The 22,357-nt window shown below is 43.6% G+C and carries 21 protein-coding genes; 12 read left to right on the top strand and 9 right to left on the bottom strand.

Features of this window, described 5'->3' with window-relative positions; genetic code table 11:
• Positions 1-151 precede the first annotated feature (151 nt).
• The 3 genes from ubiU to G441_RS0107535 all read left to right on the top strand — a co-directional run bounded on the left by ubiU (position 152) and on the right by G441_RS0107535 (position 2,609).
• On the top strand, positions 152-1,150 hold the full coding sequence (gene ubiU / locus G441_RS0107525) for a ubiquinone anaerobic biosynthesis protein UbiU (RefSeq protein ID WP_026375777.1): 999 nt from the start codon (positions 152-154) through the stop codon (positions 1,148-1,150).
• A 45-nt stretch (positions 1,151-1,195) separates the two neighbouring features.
• A complete protein-coding gene (locus tag G441_RS18215) occupies positions 1,196-2,089 on the top strand; it encodes a U32 family peptidase (protein WP_034474701.1) in 894 nt (297 codons plus the stop codon).
• Positions 2,090-2,237: 148 nt separating this feature from the next.
• On the top strand, positions 2,238-2,609 hold the full coding sequence (locus tag G441_RS0107535) for a SirB2 family protein (RefSeq protein WP_026375778.1): 372 nt from the start codon (positions 2,238-2,240) through the stop codon (positions 2,607-2,609).
• A 6-nt stretch (positions 2,610-2,615) separates the two neighbouring features.
• Here G441_RS0107535 and G441_RS0107540 read toward each other — a convergent pair whose 3' ends face one another.
• Positions 2,616-3,806, bottom strand: coding sequence for an NnrS family protein (locus tag G441_RS0107540; protein WP_240485102.1), 1,191 nt, complete (start codon positions 3,804-3,806; stop codon positions 2,616-2,618).
• A gap of 17 nt (positions 3,807-3,823) precedes the next feature.
• Positions 3,824-5,056: an MFS transporter gene (locus G441_RS0107545; protein ID WP_084407299.1), complete on the bottom strand. Its 1,233-nt coding sequence runs from the start codon at positions 5,054-5,056 to the stop codon at positions 3,824-3,826.
• Positions 5,057-5,571: 515 nt separating this feature from the next.
• On the opposite strand from G441_RS0107545, the gene G441_RS0107550 reads away from it, so the two are divergent.
• From G441_RS0107550 to G441_RS18220, 3 genes are all read left to right on the top strand, one after another.
• Entirely contained in the window at positions 5,572-7,038 is a 1,467-nt protein-coding gene (locus G441_RS0107550) for a NarK family nitrate/nitrite MFS transporter (RefSeq protein ID WP_026375781.1), read from the top strand.
• A 66-nt stretch (positions 7,039-7,104) separates the two neighbouring features.
• Positions 7,105-8,865, top strand: coding sequence for a bifunctional protein-serine/threonine kinase/phosphatase (locus tag G441_RS0107555; RefSeq protein ID WP_084407300.1), 1,761 nt, complete (start codon positions 7,105-7,107; stop codon positions 8,863-8,865).
• 20 nt (positions 8,866-8,885) lie between these two features.
• Positions 8,886-9,311, top strand: coding sequence for a hemerythrin domain-containing protein (locus G441_RS18220; RefSeq protein WP_051275421.1), 426 nt, complete (start codon positions 8,886-8,888; stop codon positions 9,309-9,311).
• A 13-nt stretch (positions 9,312-9,324) separates the two neighbouring features.
• Here the strand turns inward: G441_RS18220 and G441_RS0107565 are convergent, their stop codons facing one another.
• From G441_RS0107565 to nrdG, 4 genes are all read right to left on the bottom strand, one after another.
• Positions 9,325-10,341 (bottom strand): Acg family FMN-binding oxidoreductase, encoded by a 1,017-nt coding sequence (locus G441_RS0107565; RefSeq protein ID WP_026375783.1) that lies wholly within the window; start codon positions 10,339-10,341, stop codon positions 9,325-9,327.
• A gap of 60 nt (positions 10,342-10,401) precedes the next feature.
• Complete coding sequence (locus G441_RS0107570; protein WP_026375784.1) at positions 10,402-10,794, bottom strand: hypothetical protein; 393 nt, start codon at positions 10,792-10,794, stop codon at positions 10,402-10,404.
• A gap of 120 nt (positions 10,795-10,914) precedes the next feature.
• The gene (nrdD, locus tag G441_RS0107575; RefSeq protein ID WP_026375785.1) at positions 10,915-12,705 is read right to left on the bottom strand and encodes an anaerobic ribonucleoside-triphosphate reductase; all 1,791 of its coding nucleotides are present in this window, start codon (positions 12,703-12,705) and stop codon (positions 10,915-10,917) included.
• Positions 12,692-13,168, bottom strand: coding sequence for an anaerobic ribonucleoside-triphosphate reductase activating protein (gene nrdG / locus G441_RS0107580; RefSeq protein WP_026375786.1), 477 nt, complete (start codon positions 13,166-13,168; stop codon positions 12,692-12,694). Before nrdG ends, nrdD begins: the two co-directional genes overlap by 14 nt.
• Before the next feature lie 980 nt (positions 13,169-14,148).
• Between nrdG and G441_RS0107585 the strand changes: the two genes are divergently transcribed.
• The 5 genes from G441_RS0107585 (at position 14,149) to G441_RS19665 (ending at position 17,468) form a co-directional block, all read left to right on the top strand.
• Complete coding sequence (locus tag G441_RS0107585; protein WP_026375787.1) at positions 14,149-14,712, top strand: PEP-CTERM sorting domain-containing protein; 564 nt, start codon at positions 14,149-14,151, stop codon at positions 14,710-14,712.
• A 363-nt stretch (positions 14,713-15,075) separates the two neighbouring features.
• Positions 15,076-15,831, top strand: coding sequence for a PAS domain-containing protein (locus G441_RS0107590; protein WP_084407302.1), 756 nt, complete (start codon positions 15,076-15,078; stop codon positions 15,829-15,831).
• Positions 15,828-16,049: a PAS domain-containing protein gene (locus tag G441_RS0107595; RefSeq protein WP_026375789.1), complete on the top strand. Its 222-nt coding sequence runs from the start codon at positions 15,828-15,830 to the stop codon at positions 16,047-16,049. The genes G441_RS0107590 and G441_RS0107595 overlap by 4 nt, the downstream gene beginning before the upstream one ends.
• 24 nt (positions 16,050-16,073) lie before the next feature.
• Positions 16,074-16,910, top strand: a complete 837-nt coding sequence (locus tag G441_RS0107600; RefSeq protein WP_084407304.1) for a two-component system sensor histidine kinase NtrB — start codon at positions 16,074-16,076, stop codon at positions 16,908-16,910.
• A gap of 210 nt (positions 16,911-17,120) precedes the next feature.
• The gene (locus G441_RS19665) at positions 17,121-17,468 is read left to right on the top strand and encodes a response regulator (protein ID WP_026375791.1); all 348 of its coding nucleotides are present in this window, start codon (positions 17,121-17,123) and stop codon (positions 17,466-17,468) included.
• 63 nt (positions 17,469-17,531) lie between these two features.
• On the opposite strand, the gene G441_RS0107610 is transcribed toward G441_RS19665, so the two are convergent.
• Complete coding sequence (locus G441_RS0107610; protein ID WP_034474702.1) at positions 17,532-19,520, bottom strand: PAS domain S-box protein; 1,989 nt, start codon at positions 19,518-19,520, stop codon at positions 17,532-17,534.
• Between the two features lie 426 nt (positions 19,521-19,946).
• Between G441_RS0107610 and G441_RS0107615 the strand changes: the two genes are divergently transcribed.
• Positions 19,947-20,405 carry a globin family protein gene (locus G441_RS0107615; protein ID WP_026375793.1) on the top strand — a complete coding sequence of 153 codons (459 nt, stop codon included), beginning with the start codon at positions 19,947-19,949 and terminating at the stop codon, positions 20,403-20,405.
• A gap of 191 nt (positions 20,406-20,596) precedes the next feature.
• Here the strand turns inward: G441_RS0107615 and G441_RS0107620 are convergent, their stop codons facing one another.
• On the bottom strand, positions 20,597-21,289 hold the full coding sequence (locus tag G441_RS0107620; protein ID WP_026375794.1) for a hypothetical protein: 693 nt from the start codon (positions 21,287-21,289) through the stop codon (positions 20,597-20,599).
• Positions 21,290-21,374: 85 nt separating this feature from the next.
• Positions 21,375-22,220 carry a hypothetical protein gene (locus G441_RS0107625; protein WP_026375795.1) on the bottom strand — a complete coding sequence of 282 codons (846 nt, stop codon included), beginning with the start codon at positions 22,218-22,220 and terminating at the stop codon, positions 21,375-21,377.
• Positions 22,221-22,357: the final 137 nt, after the last annotated feature.

The raw sequence follows: 22,357 nt of genomic DNA on the forward strand, positions 1-22,357 counted from the left end.
CAATCGATTGATTATGTGCCTATGTGTCACGTTTAACAAAAGCTCTTTATTGGTACTCACAAAGAACGACAGCTACCTATTTGTTTCAATTGGCAAATGACACTGGTTTTCTAAAAATAGAGCTGGTTTTGTTTTTGTAAGTGAAGACGCGATGGAATTACTATGCCCTGCGGGTAACCTCTCTTCTTTTAAAATGGCGATCGATAATGGCGCAGATGCGGTCTACGTGGGTTTAAAGAATGATACAAATGCCAGGCACTTTGCGGGTCTTAATTTTACTGAGGAAAGACTCGAAGAAGCCGTCGCTTACGCACACGACAGGTCAAAAAAGATACATATTGCTATTAACACGTATGCGCATGCTGAACAATGGGATAAGTGGAAATTCGCTGTCGATGCCGCCGCAGCGCTCAATATTGATGCCCTGATAGTTGCCGATATGTCAGTACTCGGCTATGCAGCTGAGCGTTACCCAGATTTAGAATTACATTTATCCGTACAGGCATCTGCAACCAATGCAGGTGCTATCGAATACTATCAAGAGTGCTTCAACGTGAAGCGAATCGTCCTCCCGCGCGTGCTATCAATTCATCAGGTAAAGCAGTTAGCAAGAAGTACTAATATTGAACTGGAGGTCTTTGCATTTGGTAGTCTATGCATAATGGCCGAAGGACGCTGCCACCTCTCTTCTTATCTAACCGGTGAGTCACCCAATATGAATGGTGTATGTTCACCAGCAAGTCACGTTCAATGGCAGGAGTCGGATGGTCGTTTAACATCCAGATTGAACAATGTCTTAATTGATTCCTATCAACCACATGAGCAAGCCGGTTATCCAACTCTCTGCAAGGGGCGTTTTCAAATAGACAGCAATACTACAGCGTTTCATGCACTGGAAGAACCTACTAGTCTAAATACGCTGAGTCTGTTACCTGAATTGTTTAAAATTGGCGTAACCGCCTTAAAAATTGAAGGCAGGCAACGAAGTAGTGCCTACGTTAAACAGGTAACTAGAGTTTGGCGCGATGCTATTGACCACTGCAGTAGCAACATGGTTGTAAACGATCTGCATGATTGGGAAAAACGTCTAGAATCCTTATCGGAGGGAAGCTGCACTACTTTGGGTGCCTACCACAAGTCGTGGCAATAGCAACCATGCCAATCCTTTTGGTTATTTAATTTTGAAGGAAACCATATGCAATATTCTCTCGGCCCAATTCTATACTTCTGGCCTAAAGCACAGGTTGAGCAGTTCTACGACAAAGCCGCCCAGAGTGAAGCCGAAATTATCTATTTGGGAGAAACCGTTTGTTCGAAGCGGCGTCAATTAAAAATGAGTGATTACATCGCTATTGCGAAGGCGCTTGCAGATAGGGGTAAGGAGGTCATACTCTCAACTATGACCTTGTTGGAAGCACCTTCGGAATTGGCTCAGGTGCGTAAATATTGTGAAAACGGTGAATTCCTCGTTGAAGCCAACGATATGGCCGCCGTGAATTATTTACGAAAGTTAAAGGTGCCGTTTGTCGCAGGCCCAGCGCTCAACATATATAACCACAGAACACTAGATCTATTGTTAAAGCAGGGAATGAAACGCTGGTGCATGCCCGTCGAGCTCTCGAAGGATAAGCTGTCCGAAATCCTTTCAAAATGTGATGCCATAGGGATTAAGGATAGATTTGAGGTTGAATTATTCAGCTATGGTCATTTACCACTGGCATATTCTGCTCGATGTTTTACTGCTCGCTCGGAAAACCGTGCAAAAGACAATTGTGAGCTGTGCTGCCTGAATTACCCGCGTGGTCGCGTTGCATCAAGTCAGGAAGGGCAAACACTCTTCGTATTGAACGGTATTCAGACGATGTCAGGGTATCGTTATAATCTAATCAATGATCTCAAGACAATGGAAGGGTTAGTGGATATTGTTCGAATCAGTCCTGAGGCTGCCAATACATTTGAAGCTTTGACAAATTTTGTGCATTCCAATTCGACATCTCTCACCGCATATGAAACTAACGGTTATTGGCATCAGATTGCAGGATTAACGCCTTTCGGTGCAAATCTAACGCACGCTCGCGTTATGTCCTGAGTGATATGATGACTGTGCACTACCCATGGCAAGCTTTTTACATCAATTTAGGTTATTTAGCGCAGTGGAATACAGTTGACCATCAATTAATGTAATTCTCCACAGAGACTGTAAAGTCTGGAGGCACATACGGTAAGGTTTGCAATCTATGGATTACACACTTTTAAAACAAGCACACATAGTGTTAGCAGTAACTACGCTATTAAGCTTCATCATTCGTGGATACTGGATGATCACTGATTCAAGCTTGCTGCAGCACAAATGGGTGAAAACTATCCCCCACATTATTGATACGCTTTTACTCAGTTCCGCTATAGCCCTGATGATAATGGCTGGCTTCTATCCATGGGTTTTCGACTGGGTAGCCGCAAAAATACTGTTGCTCCTGTTGTACATTGTGTTCGGAACGATTGCATTAAAGCGCGGTAAAACGAAATCGCAACGGATTCTAGCGTTTATCGCAGCGCTAATATGTATCGGTTTGATATTTAAGTCTGCGCTCAGCAAATTTATGTTGTAAGCAAAGTTACCCTGGCCTGCCGTCTACTCTGGGTGCCGACAGTACAGGCAAGTATTTGAAGAAAAACAAACCGAATGCTACACACCATAGACAACCTGCTAATACCCAAAATTGAATCGTCCACTGTGGCCATACCGCTACTGCAATAGACCGCACTATCGCACTGATCACTACGGCAATAAAAGCGGCGCTCATTAGCTTTCCAACTTGTAACATCCTGCCGGTATGCCCAAGTGAAACACGAGACATCATGGCCAAAATCATACCCCCAATGACGCCAACGGTTAAACTGTGGATTGCAGTGCTTAATGTAATGCTCGCACCAAAGAAATGCAGGCTTAGCAATAAAAGCCCAATTGGAATGAACAGCATAGTAAAATGCAAAGACCACACTAATGGCACATTTAACGTGACCCAGATGCGCCACCTCCACTGGCGTATTGTATGAATCACGGCTGCTGTCAGGCAGACAATGCCCGTCAACATCGCAATATCAGCAACATCTTTGAGCAGCAATAAAACCAACACAACCACTAGGCTGGCTAAGGCTGACATTTCCAACCACATTATAGGTAATACTTTGGTCGTTTTTGTGCCATTTGCGGTAAACATCGGAATGACTCTGCCGCCTAAAAAAGCCACAAGAAAGGTGACTAACAACGTCATACCCTGTATACCGCGTGACTGCCAGGCTGCATCAAAACCTAAGCTAGGTAAATAAGTGAAGAGGTTCATCACTGACATGAGTACTAGCACGGGAATAAAAATCAGATTTCGGTACTGGCGTATCCTGACCACCCGTTGACCAACAAAAAATGCTGTTAACGGTAGAAACATCAAATCGGCAATCATTGCCAATGGCAGCATCGACGTCGAACCAGACAAAATCAACAACCGCGCAAAGCCCCACAGGGAGAGCAGAAGCAGTAGTTGTCCTCCTTTGATACTTGGGATATTCGTCCAGGTTTGAACTGCGGTGAGCAAAAAACCTGCGATTATCGCTGCCGTGAAGCCAAACAGCATTTCATGGCTATGCCACCAAAGCATACCGTTAAGTGGCTCGATTGAAATAACCCCCTTTAAAGTCAGCAGCCACAACGCCATGGATAGGGTTGCGAAAAGACTGCCAAATAAAAAAAACGGCCGAAACCCTAAACGAAGCAATGGTGTAGTTTTTTGCTCCTGTTGATTGTCCACGATGTTTAACACGGTTATTAATCCTGTTCGAGAAAATTATGTTGCTGGGCTTCTAACACTCGGCTTTTGTAGCGTTCGCGCTTTATAGCTAAATGCATTAACAGCATACAAACTGCCAACACGCCGTAAAGGAGCATAAAACACGCACTGTAGACACCGGCAATGTCGACCGCCAGCCCAAAAAGAATGGGGAGCGTGCAACCGCCCAATGCGCCAAGCATGGCCACCATGCCACCGACACTGCCCATTTGTTCTGGATAGTAGTCGTTGATGATTTTATATACGCTTGCGCGTCCAAACCCTTGTGCTAATCCAATCAACAAGAGCATAACAGTAAACACCCAAACATTGAGTTCAATGTAAAGTTCAACATCTCTGTCTACGCCATGGATTGTCATGGTCGTTGGTGGATAACTCAAAAAGAAAAGGCAAACAAGACAAATCCAGAACACTCCCCAGTTGACATTCCTTGCCCCGAAACGGTCGGCAAACCATCCTCCGGCAGCGCGCGCCATGCTTGAGCTGATCACGAACAATAAAGTCAGCGCCATGGCTTGATTAAAAGGCAAAGCGTAAGCATTTACATAGTACTGAGGGAGCCACAGCAACAACGCTAAAAAACTGCCAAAAACAAAGTAGTAGTACAGACCAAATCGCCAGACCCGTGCGTGAGCCAAAGGCTTAACAAAAAACGCCAGCGGCTTCTGTTTATTCTGCTGTTTGAATTTCGGCGGTGATGGAGCGGCTAACCAAAATGCAAAACAGGTGATCAAAACCATCGCACTATAGGTTGGCCCAATGGTATTCCAACTCCAAACATCGCGTATATAGGGCACAATAATAAGGCTTAATGCTGCTCCAGCGTTACCTGCACCGAACACTCCCATTGCCGTACCTTGCTCTTTACTGTCAAACCAATCCGTGAGATAGCGAATACCGATGCTAAAAGAGACACCTGAGATTCCAATCAGTAACCCAACGATCACGTAGCCAGAAAAACTATCGATACTGGGTAACAAAACTAAAGGTGGCACGGTAATGAGCATCTGCAGGATCAGTATCATCTTTGGTGAATAACGCTCACATAGTAAACCCGCGGGCAATCTTAACAACGCGCCTGTGATGATGGGTGCCGAAAGCAGAATACCAACCTGAGTGCTGGACAATTGGAGCACCTGCTTCAATTCAACGCTCATTACCGCATAAAGCGTCCAAACTGAGAAGTTGATAGCAAACACCAGCGTCGCCAATACTAAAGCTCGCGTTGCCTGCCTGGAGTGTGAAACCGTCAAAAATCTATCCGATAAAACTAGAACCAGTATTCACTATAGCGTTCACAAGTCGGCAACTCTATAAACGGGGACGTTTGCACAACTGTCGCGTGAACCACCAATTACCTCTAAGTAGGTAATTACTAAAAGCCTTTAACCCACTGTTTTTATTAAGTTAACCCTACCTAGAAACGAAAAATCTGTAAGTAACTTTTGGAAGTTTACCTACCCACAAAAACTTCAAACTTACCGCCTAGATGCAATAGGAATAAAAGCGCCTTCGTTTACGCTTGTAATAAGGGCAAACGAGTTGTTACAGACCCAAAAAACGTAAAGGTGCCAAACATTGCCACCTTAAGCATCACCAAATACCACCTAGTAGGTAATTGTAAAGCATTGTAATTACTGGCGATTTTTTATTGATTCAAGTCAAAGACCACGAGCCCAGAGAGCTAATAATTAGTTACAGATAACAAATCCATGTGGAGATTCCCATGACAACTGAAAAATTCAATATTTTTAAATTTACTGGCAAGATGAAAATACTCCATCTGTCTTGGATGGCGTTCTTTATTAGCTTTCTGGTTTGGTTCAACTTTGCGCCGCTACTCCAAGCGGTTAAAGAGACTTTAGGGCTAACGACAGATCAGGTTAAGACTTTACTCATTCTGAACGTAGCGCTCACCATACCGGCCCGGGTGATTATCGGTATGCTGACAGACAAATACGGGCCGAGGTTAGTTTACTCGGCTTTGTTGGCCATCTGTTCTATACCCTGTTTCATGTTTGCTTTCGCAGATAGCTTTGTACAGGCAGCGATTGCGCGCTTCCTACTTGGTTTCATAGGTGCTGGCTTCGTCATTGGCATCAGAATGGTGTCAGAGTGGTTCCCTCACAACGAGCTGGGCACAGCAGAGGGGATCTATGGTGGTTGGGGTAACTTTGGTTCTGCCGCGGCGGCATTTACCTTGCCAACAATAGCCGTTTTGTTTGGTGGTGAAGATGGATGGCGTTATGCGATTGGCTTAACCGGTGTAATCAGCTTGGTTTTTGCTTTTGTTTATTATGCAAACGTGACCAATACACCAAAAGGTTCAACTTATTTTAAACCCAAAAATTTAGGCGCGATGGAAGTAACATCCAAAGGTGACTTCTTCTTACTGCTGCTGATGAAAGTGCCTATGTATGCGGCAATTGCGCTGCTGGCCTGGAAGCTTTCTCCAAGCGGTGTGGACATTCTTAGCCAAACCATTGTGAACTCAATTTATATTGGATTGTTTGCTTTGTATTTACTCGAAGTTTATAAAGTCTGGCAGGTCAACAAAGAGATATTCAGCAAAGAAGTACCAGAGTTACACCGCTACAATTTCAAGCAAGTCGCTGTGCTGAATATTCTCTACTTTACCAACTTCGGTTCAGAACTGGCGGTCGTTTCAATGTTGCCGCTTTTCTTCGCCGAAACATTCAACCTTGACCCAGTTTTAGCTGGTTTGGTGGCTGGAGCCTATGCGTTTATGAATCTGATGTCGCGTCCCGCTGGTGGTTGGATATCTGATAAATTTGGCCGAAAATCTACACTAATGATATTAACCGCTGGATTGGCGGCTGGTTATGCGTTAATGGGCTTAGTCGATGGCACCTGGCCACTATGGTTAGCGGTCGTCATTGCCATGGGGTGTTCATTCTTTGTGCAATCTGGTGAAGGTGCAGTATTTGCAGTAGTTCCACTGATTAAGCGCAGAATGACTGGTCAAATTGCCGGTATGACAGGTGCGTATGGTAATGTCGGTGCAGTGACATTCTTAACAGTGCTTTCTTTTGTCGATTACAGTACGTTTTTCTACGTCATAGCAGCAACCGCGTTGGTTGGCTTATTCACGCTAATATTCATGGATGAACCGCGAGGTCAAATCGCAGAAATTGCTGAAGATGGCACAGTTCATATGATCGATGTAAGTTAACAGTAACTCAATTGTAAAAGGCATCTCTAAAACAGGGATGCCTTTTCACTAACTTAGACTAACTCAATGCAATCAGAGCACACTGAAAAAGACGACATCTCAAACAACGCAACGCTTGTTGTGGCTACGGGTTGTGCTTCTATTGCAGGCGTTAAGCCGGTCAATGAAGATGCAGTAGCTGTGCATACTCCGACTGACCGACACGCCTTGTCATCAAAGGGTACAGCCGTTGTCATTGCTGACGGTGTTAGCAGTGCTGAAGCGGGTAGAGAGGCTAGTGACTACGCGGTAAAACATTTTATCGAAGAATACTTCCGCACGCCTGATACGTGGTCAGCGAAACAAGCCGGCCAAAAAACACTGACTACGATTAATTTAAACCTGTTCAAGCAAAGTCATGAATTTACCCATCAGGAAAAAGGCTATCTATGCACGTTTAGTGGCCTTGTGCTCAAATCGCGAACGGCTCACTTTTTTCACGCCGGCGATTCCAGGATCTACCGCTATCGAGATGGTGCTATTACGCAACTAACGCGAGATCATTCAATCAACATTGGTGGTGGCAAAAACATTCTCGCTCGAGCCGTGGGTATGGATAACGTCTTACAAGTTGATTACGGGAAATCGGTTTTAGAAGAGGGAGATGTATTTCTTCTGACAACCGACGGTGTTCATGATTTTATCAATGAGGAGAAACTGACTGAGTTCCTGAGTGATGAACTTGAACCTCAGAAGCAGTGTGAGCGCATAATTGCTGAAGCAAAATTGGCCAACAGCGACGACAATATCAGCTGCGCAATTGCCAAAGTCGAGAAACTGCCCGCTGAAAGCCGTGATGATTTTAATACCAAGTTAACCCGTCTGCCTTTCCCACCCGACCTTGAACCCGGAATGAAACTGGATGGTTACCGGATTGATCAGGCTTTGTTTGCTAGCAGTCGCAGCCAGGTTTATCTCGTCACTGACCTGGAAACTGATGAACAAATTGTAATGAAAACACCATCCCTCAACTTCCAGGATGACGTGCATTACATTGACCGCTTTATTCAGGAAGAGTGGATAGGGAAACGTATAAACAGCGAATATGTGGTCAAGATCATAACCCAGAATCGACCAAGAACCTGTTTGTATTACCTGATGGAGTATGTACCAGGTATTTCACTTGATAAATGGATGATCGATCATCCGTTACCCTCTCCCAAGAAGGCTATCACGTTAGTCAAACAAATCGCTGCTGCGCTTAAAGCTTTTCATAATACAGAAACGATTCACCAGGATCTTAAACCCGCCAACATTATTGTTGATGATGCAATGAAGATTAAGGTGATTGATTTTGGGTCAGTCTTTGTCGCAGGTATCGCTGAGGTTTTTATTCCTATCGAGCATCTTGGCGCACTGGGTACGGCTACCTATTCTGACCCTTATTACCTGCAAGGCAGGAACACGGGCATTCAAGGCGACATTTATGCGCTCGCCACTATCACCTACGAATTGTTTACCGGCGAACTGCCCTATGGCGAAAAGATAGAGCAATACGTCAATAGCCATGACTTTGACAAGCTTCGTTATATTAGCGCCACCGACCACAACCCAATTATACCGTTGTGGTTTGACCGTGCGTTGGAAAAAGGCGTGACGCTTGACATACCAAAACGCTACAAACGTCTACAAGACTTTGTCGATGATGTAACTCGGCCAAACCCCGAATTCTTAAAAGATGATCCCGCAATCGATAACAGCAAAGGTTTGCTTTTTTGGCAGATGATGTCTGCCTTTTGGGTTGCCATGCTGATACTGGTTGTCATTTTGTTTTCGACCACAGGATAACTGCTATGGAGTCGACAGTAATGCAAAATCTGGTAACCCAATTTTTTAGTGTTGATCACGAACGACTTGATTTTCTATTCCGCATGTACCGGGAAAACAAACAAAACCAGCGCTACAAGGCTGTCTTGCTCTTCGATAAGTTTAGTGAAGGGTTGAAACGACACATTCGCTGGGAAGAAGAGTTGTTGTTTCCCATGTTCGAAAAAGCCACAGGTATAAAAGGTGCTGGCCCAACAATGGTGATGCGCCATGAGCATGATCAAATTAAAGCCATGCTGGATGAAATTAGTGAAAGCTTAAAAAACGACGATCATTCTGAAGCACTGGAAAAAGCCCTGTCAGAACTGCTTCTGCTACACAACGAAAAAGAAGAGCAAGTGCTCTACGTTCAATGTGACCGGGCATTGACTGAAGAACAGTTGCTAACGCTATTTTTGGATATGTGAGTTTTTCATACTCTCACATAATGGTTTGCTCAACGGATCGCCGCGGAGTGAAATGCACTGGCGACGCTTTACCTATTCTCAGTATCAGTTGTGGATATTGTAATGATTGCAAAATCGGTGGTAATTGTTTTCTGATGTCTGGCTCCTGAATAGCTTGATTCATGTAAGACACGGACAAACCTTGATGTGCAAGCCCAAGTAACAAAAACGTTAATAATCGACCGGTATTTAACCAGTCTGTTCTGTCATCATTGGCGGTGGAAATTACTGCAAATGTCGGACTCCCGTGACGACACTTATCGACATTGTACTTGCCAATGCTGCTGCCCCAGTTGAACCAATTCAACATCGGCTTGGATAGCAGATTTGGAAGTGTGGTGTGGTAAAAGCCGTGCCCAGTTAAACCATCTGGTTTCAAGCTAAGCATAGACCGCTGCCATGAAGTAAACTCGAAGCGAAACCAAGGCTTTGCAAACTGGCGTTTCACAGCTCTTTCGACCATATCTGAAAACTTGACAATCGTACCGATATCTCTTGCGAGAGACAGTTGTACATCGAGCGTTTTAGCATAGCTCTGTACACTGTTGATTGCCTGGTTGGGTGGTTCAGTATCGTCAAAATATTTACGGTTAGTTTGCCTGTATTTGATAGCATGAAACCATGCAATGTCATTATCTGACGGGTCGAATTTTCCAGTTAGGTTGATATGCGCCAGTAAGTCTCTGTCAGTCGTATTTTCGTAATTTATGTTGACCGAACAGCCAAAATAATGAGCAGCAACTTCGATCATGCCTATCGCAGCGCCACAACTGATAATTGCCTCGCGAGAATGAGGGTCTACAAACCGGGACACTCGTTGTTTGTCCAGGATGATATCCAATCCGCTGTCGGATAGCTGGAAGCGCCAAGGTTGGGCGTTATAATGAGACGGTGCAAGGATCGCATAATTCAATAAAAACGAGAGCTGATGTAGCTCGTCACCATTAAAAGGGAATAAGCCGTCTTTAATTTCTCGTACGTTAGCGACCATGGGTTTCAGCCGTCAGAATAGTTAAAAGTATAGCTCGTAGGAGCTAGGTTTTCCCTTTTACTAATTGGCAGTGATTTCTATCGGGTTTTCGTTCCTGTCAAACACCACGTAGCGAAAAATATTGTTACCGGTCATCACATCGTTAGTCATTTTGTTTAGATAGGGTTCTGCAGCCTCTGTAGTGGGAGGCGTAGTTGAATCGCCCCCAAGGCTAGCTATAAACACAAAATCCCAATCCTTGTTTATGCTATCCGCTTCCTTCACTAAATTGGAAAATTCAGACAACTCATCTGGCAATTTATCAACGACCATTTTAGGCTCAATAGAACCCTTTTTGTCTTCTCGTTTTCTGCTTTTATTGGTCTCGTCAGTTTTTGCGAACAAGAATAACAAACGCTGCTTTTCGCTTTGCTCTTGCGCTTTAGATAGAAGGTCGGAAAACATACCAGACATAACAATAGGCTCCTGGGAAATTGCTAACTCAAGCGTACACATCGTTTTCCCTCAATACCATTGTGCACAAGGGGTATTGAACTACCCCTTATTAGGTAAAAAACACTGCATTGCGCCAGCTTAATTGTGAACCCGCGTGTGAGTGTGGTAGTGACGAAGGGCATGCTCATCCCTCCGTCCTTTAGAAAAAGCAGAGACACGTTTTAAGTATCCAATTACGCGAGTTCCATGATCGATATCTTCAGAGCCACACGATGGACACGCATATAAAGTGCGTTTATCAATAGCTTCACAAGTATTGCAAATCGTAATTTTTACGTTCACACAAAAATAGTTACACCCCGCTTTCGCAGCGATATTTAGAAGATTTAATGCGTTTTTATAGGTTAACGTTTCTTCAAGATTGAGGTGAAGTGCTGAACCACCATCAAGGTATTGATTTAACTCTCTCCCATGCAGGATAAACTTATCGATATGGGTGGTATTCGTATTCTCTACAAGGTAGAGATAACTGTTGTAGCAGTCTCTGTTAACAACGTATCCATCTTGTTTATCCCATTTTGCGTTTTTGACGCCTAAGTTTTCAGCGGGTACAAACTCTGTATTAAACTGACACCTGAAATGTTTAGATGCGGCCCTGTTTTGCTCGTATATGACTTGCAATTGCGCCCCAACAAAATCTTTGTATTTTGAGTTATTACCGACTTCAATACCCAGAAACTCAGCGGCTTCTGCCAGGCCGTTGACTCCAAGCGTTAAAAATTGCTTGTCCAGGCTAATGAAGCCTGCATCATAAACGGGCAGTGCTCCCGCTGCCTTATACTCCTCGATGAGCCGACGATAAGCGACTTGATACTTGTGTATCTTCTGAACCTCACTGCATAGCTCTCTACCATCCTGAATTAATCGGTTCATATTTATAGTGATGACATTAATAGAACCAGTCGATACACCGCCTGCCCCCAAGCTATACGAAAAGGTATTGTCGGTGATCTCGTTGCGCAATCGGCAACATGAGGCTAATGAATCGGCACTCTCGGATTGGTAAACAAAAAATGAGTTACCCTCACTCATTGCTTTAGCGCATGTTGCAGCAAAATTGAGATCTCTGACTGCCCCATCTTTAGTCAACATCGCCGCTGTCACCACAGGAAATGTGAGCACTGCCCGCTTACGTTCATTGTTAAACCAATCCAGAAAAAAAGCCTGAAGCGATTCAATATTCTCCCATTCGGGCTTGCTCATGTCAGGAAATACAAACTCACCAAACATTGAGTCAAAATAGAATTTGTCATACAACGATATATTCCAAAACACGCTCTGGTAGCCGCGCGCAGCAGCAGGTTGGTTGAGTGCATAAACAACATGCTGTAGATGGTTAGCCACTTCTTTGGCATGCGTATTGAGATAATTTTCACCATAATCTCGACGCGCAAAATGGTCGAAGTAAATCAAGAACTCAACTGTGGCAATAGCCCCTGCAAATTGGGCGCTAATAGCAAATACCAAATTAACAAAACTGCCGCAGAAAGACTCAATGTGTTGAGGAGCCTTGGATTCACCACCAAGTTCAGTCAACCCATTTAGAAGAAATGGATACATGGTAATTGAAGTACAATATGGTTTAAGGCTGGTCTCATCATGCACATAGATCTCATGTGACTCGATTTGCCGCTGATACTCAAGGGCTAATTCATGACCAAATAGCTCCTCAATCTTATTGCTTACCAGTGCGCGGTTTACCTGAATAAAATAGTCTTTCATCAGTTCGGCTTCGAGCGTGGCAATGTTTTTGTGCGTCACATTTGCGTTGGCGTCTAACTTCGCGCCATCAGCAGCTGTTTCAGCATTTAAATAACTATCGATAAACTGCAGTTTTTGTTTTATATGTTTATCATCAAGTGTTAGCACACGTATTCTCCCAAAATTTGTGGTTTAGTGATTCGCCTGTATAGACGTTTATTAGTTTTTGATTGGTCGACGGAGAGTCGAGTCCGCCAAGTGAAAATACCCACTTACCGGTTTTCAGGAATGACAATAACTCTTGGATTTTTGGAGATACTCTAGGGAGTCCGGTGTAGAGACAGGTCTTCAGCTGGGTTTGCCTAGCTATAAGGAGTTTTTCTCTTAGCGCCTCTGCATGCCATTCACCACCAAAGAAGAGCACGCACGTTATGAAACCCTCATATTTATCTAAGTAAGTAGCAAACAGTTCATTGGTAAGCGGCGCTCCCAAATTGCTGTCCCAGATATCTTGGCTATGGCAGCGTTCACAACGCAGTTTACAACCGGTTATCGTAAAACCGAGTGACACTTCATCAGGCACTTCCTGGAAGAGAACTTGAGGTTCCAGTGAGTTAAAAAGGGGCTGCATTTGAAAGTCCTCAGAACAATATATAGTGTTTTTTTATACACACAGGCACTACATGTAGTGTTGATCTGGATCAAAAGATTCCTCAGACAAGGATTTTTCTCGGGCGTGATAGCTTTGCGGTCTAAGTTAGATGAAGATTATTTAACAAAGAGGGTGCTCGAAAAAAATGTGGATAAGCCCTATAGCTAGTTTGAATGTTGAGCTAAGTGGCCCTCTAAACTTGAGATAAATAGATCCTATGACGTTTCAGAATACGGAAAAGGACATTTGCGGCTACGACAATGTAATCCGAGAACAAATTTTTCGCATGAATAATATTAATGAGAGAGTAATAGAACATCTTTTAGAGAAAATCGCATAAGCGGACTGTAATGAGGGTAAAACTCCAATTGCAGCCATATTTGAAAGTCTGCTTATGGGGTTTTGTCTTTGAATAACTAGTTTTTACACAATGTCCACTATCGGTGTAGCCGTACCATACAAATAACTAATTCTGAACGGCCGCTCCTTGTCTCTAGCTGATTATCACTGGGTGAAAGTTAGAACCTCGTGTTCGCACATCGCAAGTTGAAACTCAATTATTCACGACGGTCCGCTATCCGAGCAAAAATTTGTTCTCGTGACCGTCAGGAAATGGCAAATAGCGGAGATTTCGTATCACGTACTGAATGAATCAGTTTTAAGTTCCTAAGGTGTGCGGCAACATTATCCTTACATCGCCTGGCCAACCTATGGTTTCATCACCACGACTCTAGGCTCTATCCCATAAACGGGGGAGCAGGGTTCATCGTACATGGTTTATTACACCATCCCATCCGGAAACCGGATTGGCACAATGAATTACCGCTTTTAGTGTCAACAATTTTTACACTTAGCTTACTTTCGCCAGCCCCCCATAAAAAACCTATTGAAAAACAAATAGATTCATTGATGGCATGTTATATGCTTAAGAATATAAAATTCAAGAACGGTACACTACAATGAAAAATATTCTCGCAAGCTTAACTCTTCTGTTTATATTTTCCGTAAATGCTAACGCGACAATAATAACTGTTCAGTTAGGAGATATGGATGGGTTCGGAATTGGTGTAATACCAAACGAATCTTTTGATTTTTCCTCCGTTGTTCCAGACGGCGATGGAACAGATACATGGGTTTACGGACAACAAAACTTCGTGCTGGCTTACAGCTTGAGTGGCCTTGGAGCAATTCAGTCAGCAGTGCTTGAAATCTTTACTGGTGGGCAAGGGTTTCTGGACCTTACAGGAGTATTTTTGGACGGGCAATCGATAGGTACACTTACTGACGGTGATGACAACGGCAACTTTGCAAGGTTAGATATATTCAATTTGGCGTCATTTATTGGATTACTAGATGGAAGTGATACAGTAAACCTAGCGGTCTCATCTGGTTCTGATGGATGGGTTCTGGATTACATAAAGCTGACTATCACAACGCGCGACGCTGATGATGTTCCTGAACCAGCAACTCTTGGGCTATTAGGTCTGGCACTGCTGGGTATGCGCAGACTTCGCAGAAGCTAAGAAATATTTTCTCGTATGATTTAGGCAGCTTTGGCTGCCTTTTTTATTGCCCATTACAAATCTAGTGTCCCCCTCTCGGGGTCCTATTAGGAACGATCCCGTTCCGCACAATTAGGATACCCTCATGACTATAAAGGAAGTGTGTGATGTAGAGCCATTCAATGCATTAGTGTTCGACCATTTGTTCAGCGAACGAAGCTCCAATAACTCCGGTTTTCTGGTCGCAGCCTTCCATCCCATCTGGCAAACCAATGCCAAACAATGTTTGATGAGGTGTGTTTATTTCTGCTTGTACTTATCTGATTTAGTCTATGCTAGATCCAGTGCATAATCATAAATGAGACGTTGTCTGGTTTATTTTCAATGGCAAATGAACATAGCCTTAATGTACTTCTCCATAACATGGAGAGTGTCAGGACAGATTCGGCCTTCCCGGACAATTTAAGGCCTGAAGAACTTTTTGCCTTTCTTTCACATTCTATTGAATGCGCTGCTGACGAAGTGTTCTGGATGCGCTCGGATTCACAAATTTTCTACGTCAATAACGCTGCATGTGAAAAATTAGGATATAACCGAGAAGAGCCGATCGGCATGCGCGTATGGGAGTGGGACCCTCTATTTCCGGAAGAAGTCTGGCCAACCTTTTGGAATGAATTAAAAAACAAACTAAACATCGAATTTGAAACTCTCCATCGGAACAAAAGTGGTGAGGTCTTCCCGGTCAAGATAAGGGCACATTTTTTGCGTTATGGTAATGAAGAGCTCTTGTTTGCCTTTGTTAATGATATTACGCGCGAGAAAGAACAGGCCGCCCTGGACCACAATAATCTACTGGTCAACCTAACTGGAATTTCCGGTACCAGCATGGCCATGACAGACGATGACAATCGGACACTCTGGATCAACGATAGTTACCAGGATTTATTCGGTCTCACCAATGAAGAGCTGGAAGGCAAGAAACAACTTGAAAGCATTATTGGCGCTGAATCAGACCCCGCGACAGTGGAACGTATTAACAACACGTTAGAGTACAACCAAAGTACTTTTGAAGAGTTAACACTGTATCGAAAAGACGGCACATCATTTTGGGCGAGCCTGACAATAGCGCCAATCGCTTGAAGAGGCCCTATGAAATTCAATATCGGGTCCGGAAGAAGTCGGGTGAATACAACTGGTTTCGCGATCGTGGGGCCCCATTTCATGATAAGGATGGCAAACTTATTGAAATGGCAGGTTCAATATCAAACATTGACGATGTCATGCGCTACCAGGCCTCACTGAATGACGCTAACCTGAAGCTCAGAGAGGCTATAAAAGCAGGCCGGATTCGTATCTAGGATTGGAATATCGTCGAAGACAGAATGTCTTGGGACAACTTGATGTACGAAATCTACGGTGCTTCAAAAGGAGAGAACGATTCAGTTTCAATCTGGGAAAATGCTTTACATCCACAGGACACACAGAAGGCCTTACAAGCTATTGACGACGCCCTAAATGGCGTTCGTGAGTACCGCCTTGAGTTTCGAATTGTCCGGCCTGGAGGGGAAATCCGCTATATTCAGGGTGACGGCACTGTCATACGAGATGACGATGGCCGTTCACTACGAATGGTAGGAACTAACATCGATATTACTGAGCAAAAAAAATTGGAAGAAGAGCTCCGACAGTCGCAAAAAATGGAGGCCATGGGTCAATTGGCAGGCGGCATTTCTCATGATTTCAATAATCAGCTTGCCTCAGTAATGGGTTTTGCCGAGGTTCTGGGCGCTGGTTTAGGTGACTCACCACTCAAAAAATATGTTGAGAAAATCATATCTGCGGTTGAAACCTCCAGCAGTCTGACGAAACAATTACTGACGTTTTCGCGCAAGAATCATCTCTCAATTGAAATCATAGATATGCACCAGTTAATCCGTGATGCGCTCGAGTTAGATGCTGAAAAATGTTCAGTCCAATGTGATAAATCGCTGTTGCAAAACGCCATTTTTAACCTGTGTCTGAATGCCAGAGACGCGATGCCGGAGGGAGGAAAGTTAACCATCAAAACTGAGTGCGTTGCCCAACCTGAAGATGCAGGTATAGCTACACAAGCAAGAAATTTGAAAGATTCTTATATCAGGATAAAGGTGATGGATACCGGTATTGGCATCGCCGAAGAAGAGAAAGAAAAAATCATCGAACCGTTCTACACAACCTAAGATATTGGAGCCGGGACAGGGCTAGGATTAGCCTCCGTATATAGCACTATTACCCAGTTACAAGGTGAAATTTCCTTTATAAGCAAAGTTGGTAACGGTACCTGTTTTGACATCGTCTTACCGCTTGAGGAGTGTCCCCTTACTAATTCCAACCTAACTCATCCTTCACTTGAAAATGACAAGCAATCCTCGCATAACCTGACAATACTGGTGGCTGAAGATGAAGAGGCCATAAGGGAAGTTTGTGCGGGCTATCTTGATTTACTTGGTCACAACAGCATATTTGTCGCAGAAGGTTCAGCCGCTGTGCAAACCTACAGGGAAAAATGGCAGGATATAGACTTGGTGATCATGGATATGATGATGCCTGTCATGAATGGGTTAGATGCTTTTATTGCCCTGCAACAGATCAACCCTTCCATCAAGGTAATGGTTGCTTCTGGCTATTGCGCGGATCACACAAAAAAAGAGTTACGGGCCAAAGGCGTCAAATTTGTTCTCGCCAAGCCGTTTAAACTAACTGAGCTACAAGAAGCTATTAACGCATTATTTGAATAAAAATTGTATGCCGGTACGCTCCGCGAATTGGGAGAAGATCACGTCAGCCTCTAGCCATAAAATTTATGCGTGAGCCAGCGGCAAATAAATATAAAAAGTGCTTCCAGCCCCCTTTTGGGATTCCACTACGATACTACCTTCATAGCGCCTTACCATACCAAATACCTGACTCAAACCAAGCCCCGTACCTTCTTCGCCCTTGGTAGTAAAGTATGGTTCAAAAATTTTTTCCAATATATCTTCTGAAATACCATTACCATTGTCTGCGAGAGAAAGACACGCAAATTCCCCCGGTTCAACCTGAAGCCTCTCAGCATCAGCCTCGTCTACTATTATTTTAGATATAGTTACGCTAATCTTTCCCTCGCCATCCATGGCGTGTGACGAATTAATACACATATTTAACAAAGCGTCCCCCATCTCATCTTTCGACATTGAGACAGGAAGGGTGGACTCTTCCGCATTTAGTTCTATCGCGACGCCTTTCGCCATAGCTTTGCGAATCATGGTCATCTCAGTTGCAACAAATTCAACTAAGTCGGTTAGCTCTGCGTTAGTTGCTTTCTGCTTGCCGAATCTCAAGAGTTGTGTTGTGAGCCTCCTACCTCGTTCTACGGCGGCTGAGATTTTACTCGCATAGTCAGTCAGTTTTTTATTTTCAGCACCAAGTAGACCTATCAATTCAGAAAATCCTCCAATTGCACCGAGCAAGTTATTAAAATCATGCGCTGCCCCCGATGCGACAGTAGACATTGATTCCAGTCTCTGTATACGCCTGATTTGCTGCGCATCTTTCTTTTCTTGGGTAATATCATGCAGGAAACCAATAAATACCGTTTCGTTAGTTCCTGGATAAATAATTTTTGAGACAGAAAGCCTAACGTCGATCATCTGTCCATTCTTTGTAAGTGCTTGCACTTCTCTAGAGCGCCCAATAACCTTTGCCTTCCCTGTTTTTAGATAATTCGACAGATATACATCATGTTGTGTTGCGGTTTCAAATGGCATTAACATGGAAATATTATTCCCCAAATATTCAGTCTCAGAATATCCGAATAGTTCTTGTGCTGTTACGTTAACTTTCAATATCGTCCCACGGGCATTGATAATAAAGCACGGGTCACTCAATAAATTGAAAACTCCTTCTTGCTCAGCCACAAGCTTTTTTCGATGTTTATCTAGATTACTGAGTTCGGTAATGTCTAATGTTACGCCCGTCATTCGTATAGCCATACCATTCTTATTTCTGTGAACCTTACCCCATTCTTGGACAAGCCGTTCTTCTCCATCAGGTCTCACGAGTCTATGCTCTGTTGAGTAGGTTACATTTGGATCATTTACGGAAGCTTTTAGGGCCTCATTCACTTTGGCACGATCATCTCGGTGGATTGTTGAAAGGAAAGCATCATAAGAAGGCTTAAAAGTGTTGGGGGATACCCCAAAGATTCTGTACGTTTGTTCTGACCAGGTAATGTCGCCAGCAATGATGTTCCATTCCCAGTTCCCCATATTAGCGACTGCTTGGCCGTCTTTAAGCATAGCTTCGCTATTAACAAGTTGCTGAATGACTGGGCCAGTGATTCTATTGAAAGCAATCGCTCCAATCGATATTAAAAGCACTACTATAAGCCCAACATGCACAATATTGTCGCGAAATGGAGCTTGCACTTCAGCAAGATCTATCTTTACCGTTACTCCCATTCCATACCCAGTAACAGGTGCATATCCTGCAAGTACCTTCTCTCCACGATAATCTAATCCAATCATCACCCCCTGTTCACCCTGCACTGCCAAAAATAGAAATTTGCCCTTTTCACTGTCCATATCAGTCAGGACTGACTGGGATTCCGTGTTAAATCTGAGAGGAGTTAAATACTGTAACTTGTCATCACTTATTTGACCTATTAAGAACTCTCCCGTATCCCAAAACCCTGGGACATCACCGCTAGATTGCCTGAATTGCGACAATGTTGCTTCTAGGCTTCCACCAGGAAAATCACGTGATTCTTGCTTATCGAAGTCCAATACGGCTTTTAGAGTAGCGGCACGCATGCGCGCTCCTATTTCAAGGAGCTCACTTGTTTTCTCCAAATACGTTGAGTAGGAAAGATAACTTGCACTGACAAACAACAGCGACGAAATTACACCCAAGATTGATATAAGGAGCCGCGTATGCTTCACATTAAGTCCAAGTCGATATTCATTAATTTTCGTGGAGTCATCTCTTATCCTAGACTAAAAACGCTGTGAGCTGTATTTGATAAAAATTAGCAATAGCTTAGTAACACCTTTATAGCTCAGTCCCAGATGGCGCATGATGATAATTGCAGTTAGCCTCGGACTACGTTGAAAGCCTAAATTTTTGACGTTTCTACATACTGTATACGGAGTATATTTCTGTCCGGTTTCGACGTTGTTTAAAAAAATAAGTTGACTATACTTTGATTACTTAATAATCGCTTCCAGGCTGACGATGAGATGTCTTTAAGTAAACGTCAGGTTTTTCTGATTCAGAGTAGTTTCGAAAAAGTCGCGCCCATTGCAGATACGGCGGCAGCGTTGTTTTATCGCAAATTATTTGAGTACGACCCAAGCTTGAAGTCGCTTTTCAAGAATGACATGAAGTCCCAAGGAAAAAAGCTAATGATGACGTTGGGCACAGCGGTCAAGGGCTTGTCAGATCTCGACTCCATTGTTCCTGTTTTGCAAAATTTAGCAAGAAAGCATGTAGGTTACGGAGTAAAAGTTGAAGATTACACGCCCGTAGGAAACGCTTTGCTCTATGCATTGAGCCAAGGCTTAGGGACTGATTTCAATCAGGAAGTAAGGCAAGCCTGGGTAGATTTATACAAAGTAATTGCTGAAGTAATGAGAAGTGCTGCATACCCACAATACAATGCCTCTACTTTTCAAAACACTAAGAACTACAATCGATAGGCCCAGTCTAGAGGCGCGCTGGTTTTTCCTCGCAAACGCGATAAAAAGCGTAAAGTGATTATCAAAATGATGGTTATTCTAGTGACACAAAAAATTAGAACCAGGCCATCCCTGTGTATGCCGCCTCGTCACGAATATATTTTATCACTGAGACACTGTCCGGCAGAGCACTTGTGTAAAAAAGTTATCCACTAGGCAAGCAATAATCCAGACCATGCTGTGAAATCTACCCACCATTGCGCATATGGCAACGTTAGAAAGAGAAAAATATTACTTCCCCAGGCTATCGCAAATACCATAAACGGCGCTTTCAGCTGTCGCTGAGCAGGGATCCTCCACAAGAGTACGACAGCAATCACGAGCGGTATAGACATAATTACCGCGAAGGGTGGCGCAGTTAAACCAATACTTCCGGCGATGTCACGCACAGCCCTTCCAAGGCCCGGAATAAGAAAAATCATAGAAGAACAAATCATGTAGCTGGCGTGCAATCGGGCATTTTTGCGATGTCGAATAGCTTGTATAAACATCCATGTAAATGATGCTGCCAGGAATATTCCGAACCAGTGGATGGCTAATACGCCCTTTGAATGCGGCTGGGGAACTTTTGCAATAAAGTCGAAGGTGACATAAATAGCAGCGATACTGACAAGAGGACCAAGCACATACACAGTTTTGCCCAACATTTTGTGCTGTTTATTTCTCTTTGTTCTCATTAGCCAAGCCTGTGTGATCAAAAGAACACACCACAAGGTCATTGTTATTCCATGAAAGTGCTGACCAAACGTGACCTCTCCAAAAAACTTTGAATAGTAACTGGGCCAAAAACCTACTACCAGTATCACCAGTAGTGCTATGAAGTAATAGACTGCATTTCGGTACACCTGTATCTCCTTTTACATCTGACTTGCAACAATTCTCAAAACCTATTGTTTGTAGCAGTATTGAACCCGATGAAAAACAGCTGCACTAACTACCCAAACTAGATGCCATTTTTGAAGTAGTCCGCGCTTGAGGCTTTTTATGATTTGGTTTTCCATGCTCCCAGCCAAGCCATGCAGCTGCAGCTCCAAGTAAAAATCCCACCCCAGAGCTAATCCAACTGGGAATAGAGGTATACAGGTAGAAAACATCGTGAGCTAACTGTACATAATTGGCACCAACAATAAGTAGTGCTTCTAACGCCATAAAGCCAGCCGCATATGCAAAAGGCCATCCGTTTTTTGTGTCCTTTTTCCATAAATACAAAGCTATTGCCGTTGCGATGGCCATCGAGATAACAATAGAAATATGAATTAGATAGAACGTGTCTGGCCCAGTTGGCCGTAATGCTGGAATGGCCATGATAAGCAGTCGGCTAAATGGGCTTTCAAATAAGACTAATGGGGTCGCAAGCATAAAGCCTGCATGAATTTTAACCGAACGACGGTATTTCAATGCGCCATAGTAAAGAAAGAGATATGCGATGATGGCTATTGTCATAGCAAATCCGAAACCTGCTCCCATCATTTGTGCGAATTTTTCACCACTCGTGTACTTTTCGGCAGTGATATTGATGATTCCAACAAAGCTCGCGGTTAGTAGAGGGAATAACAAAAAGCTCGCCTTTCCCACAGTTTTATGAAGCGCTTTCTTTTGATGGTGTATAGACCAGCTTTGTAATATGACTAAGGCAGTCCATATCAAGGATGTCGCAGCATGCGCATGAAATTCTATTGGGGCAGTGTCGAGACGCATAAAATAGCTTGGAAAAAAGCCAATAATCGTGACGACAAAGATACCTGAAATCCAATAATGTGCTTTTCTGTAAGGCATGACGTACTTCCCTATTCGCGTTTACATTAAAACTAGTAAACAAAGCTCATATTCGCCAGACAGAATTTTCTTCTCTCGCATAGAGACGATGAGTACCATACCGCGATGTAATATTGTCTTTTACATCGCGGCATCGC

Origin of the sequence: Aestuariibacter salexigens DSM 15300, from assembly GCF_000429145.1 — a bacterium.
Lineage (GTDB): Bacteria > Pseudomonadota > Gammaproteobacteria > Enterobacterales > Alteromonadaceae > Aestuariibacter > Aestuariibacter salexigens.

Coding starts and splice junctions, on each gene's coding strand:
- ubiU (WP_026375777.1), top strand. CDS start 152: ATGGAATTACTATGCCCTGCGGGTAACCTCTCTTCTTTTAAAATGGCG.
- G441_RS18215 (WP_034474701.1), top strand. CDS start 1,196: ATGCAATATTCTCTCGGCCCAATTCTATACTTCTGGCCTAAAGCACAG.
- G441_RS0107535 (WP_026375778.1), top strand. CDS start 2,238: ATGGATTACACACTTTTAAAACAAGCACACATAGTGTTAGCAGTAACT.
- G441_RS0107550 (WP_026375781.1), top strand. CDS start 5,572: ATGACAACTGAAAAATTCAATATTTTTAAATTTACTGGCAAGATGAAA.
- G441_RS0107555 (WP_084407300.1), top strand. CDS start 7,105: ATGCAATCAGAGCACACTGAAAAAGACGACATCTCAAACAACGCAACG.
- G441_RS18220 (WP_051275421.1), top strand. CDS start 8,886: ATGCAAAATCTGGTAACCCAATTTTTTAGTGTTGATCACGAACGACTT.
- G441_RS0107565 (WP_026375783.1), bottom strand. CDS start 10,341: ATGGTCGCTAACGTACGAGAAATTAAAGACGGCTTATTCCCTTTTAAT.
- G441_RS0107570 (WP_026375784.1), bottom strand. CDS start 10,794: ATGTCTGGTATGTTTTCCGACCTTCTATCTAAAGCGCAAGAGCAAAGC.
- nrdG (WP_026375786.1), bottom strand. CDS start 13,168: ATGCAGCCCCTTTTTAACTCACTGGAACCTCAAGTTCTCTTCCAGGAA.
- G441_RS0107585 (WP_026375787.1), top strand. CDS start 14,149: ATGAAAAATATTCTCGCAAGCTTAACTCTTCTGTTTATATTTTCCGTA.
- G441_RS0107590 (WP_084407302.1), top strand. CDS start 15,076: ATGGCAAATGAACATAGCCTTAATGTACTTCTCCATAACATGGAGAGT.
- G441_RS0107600 (WP_084407304.1), top strand. CDS start 16,074: ATGTCTTGGGACAACTTGATGTACGAAATCTACGGTGCTTCAAAAGGA.
- G441_RS0107610 (WP_034474702.1), bottom strand. CDS start 19,520: ATGCGTGCCGCTACTCTAAAAGCCGTATTGGACTTCGATAAGCAAGAA.
- G441_RS0107615 (WP_026375793.1), top strand. CDS start 19,947: ATGTCTTTAAGTAAACGTCAGGTTTTTCTGATTCAGAGTAGTTTCGAA.
- G441_RS0107625 (WP_026375795.1), bottom strand. CDS start 22,220: ATGCCTTACAGAAAAGCACATTATTGGATTTCAGGTATCTTTGTCGTC.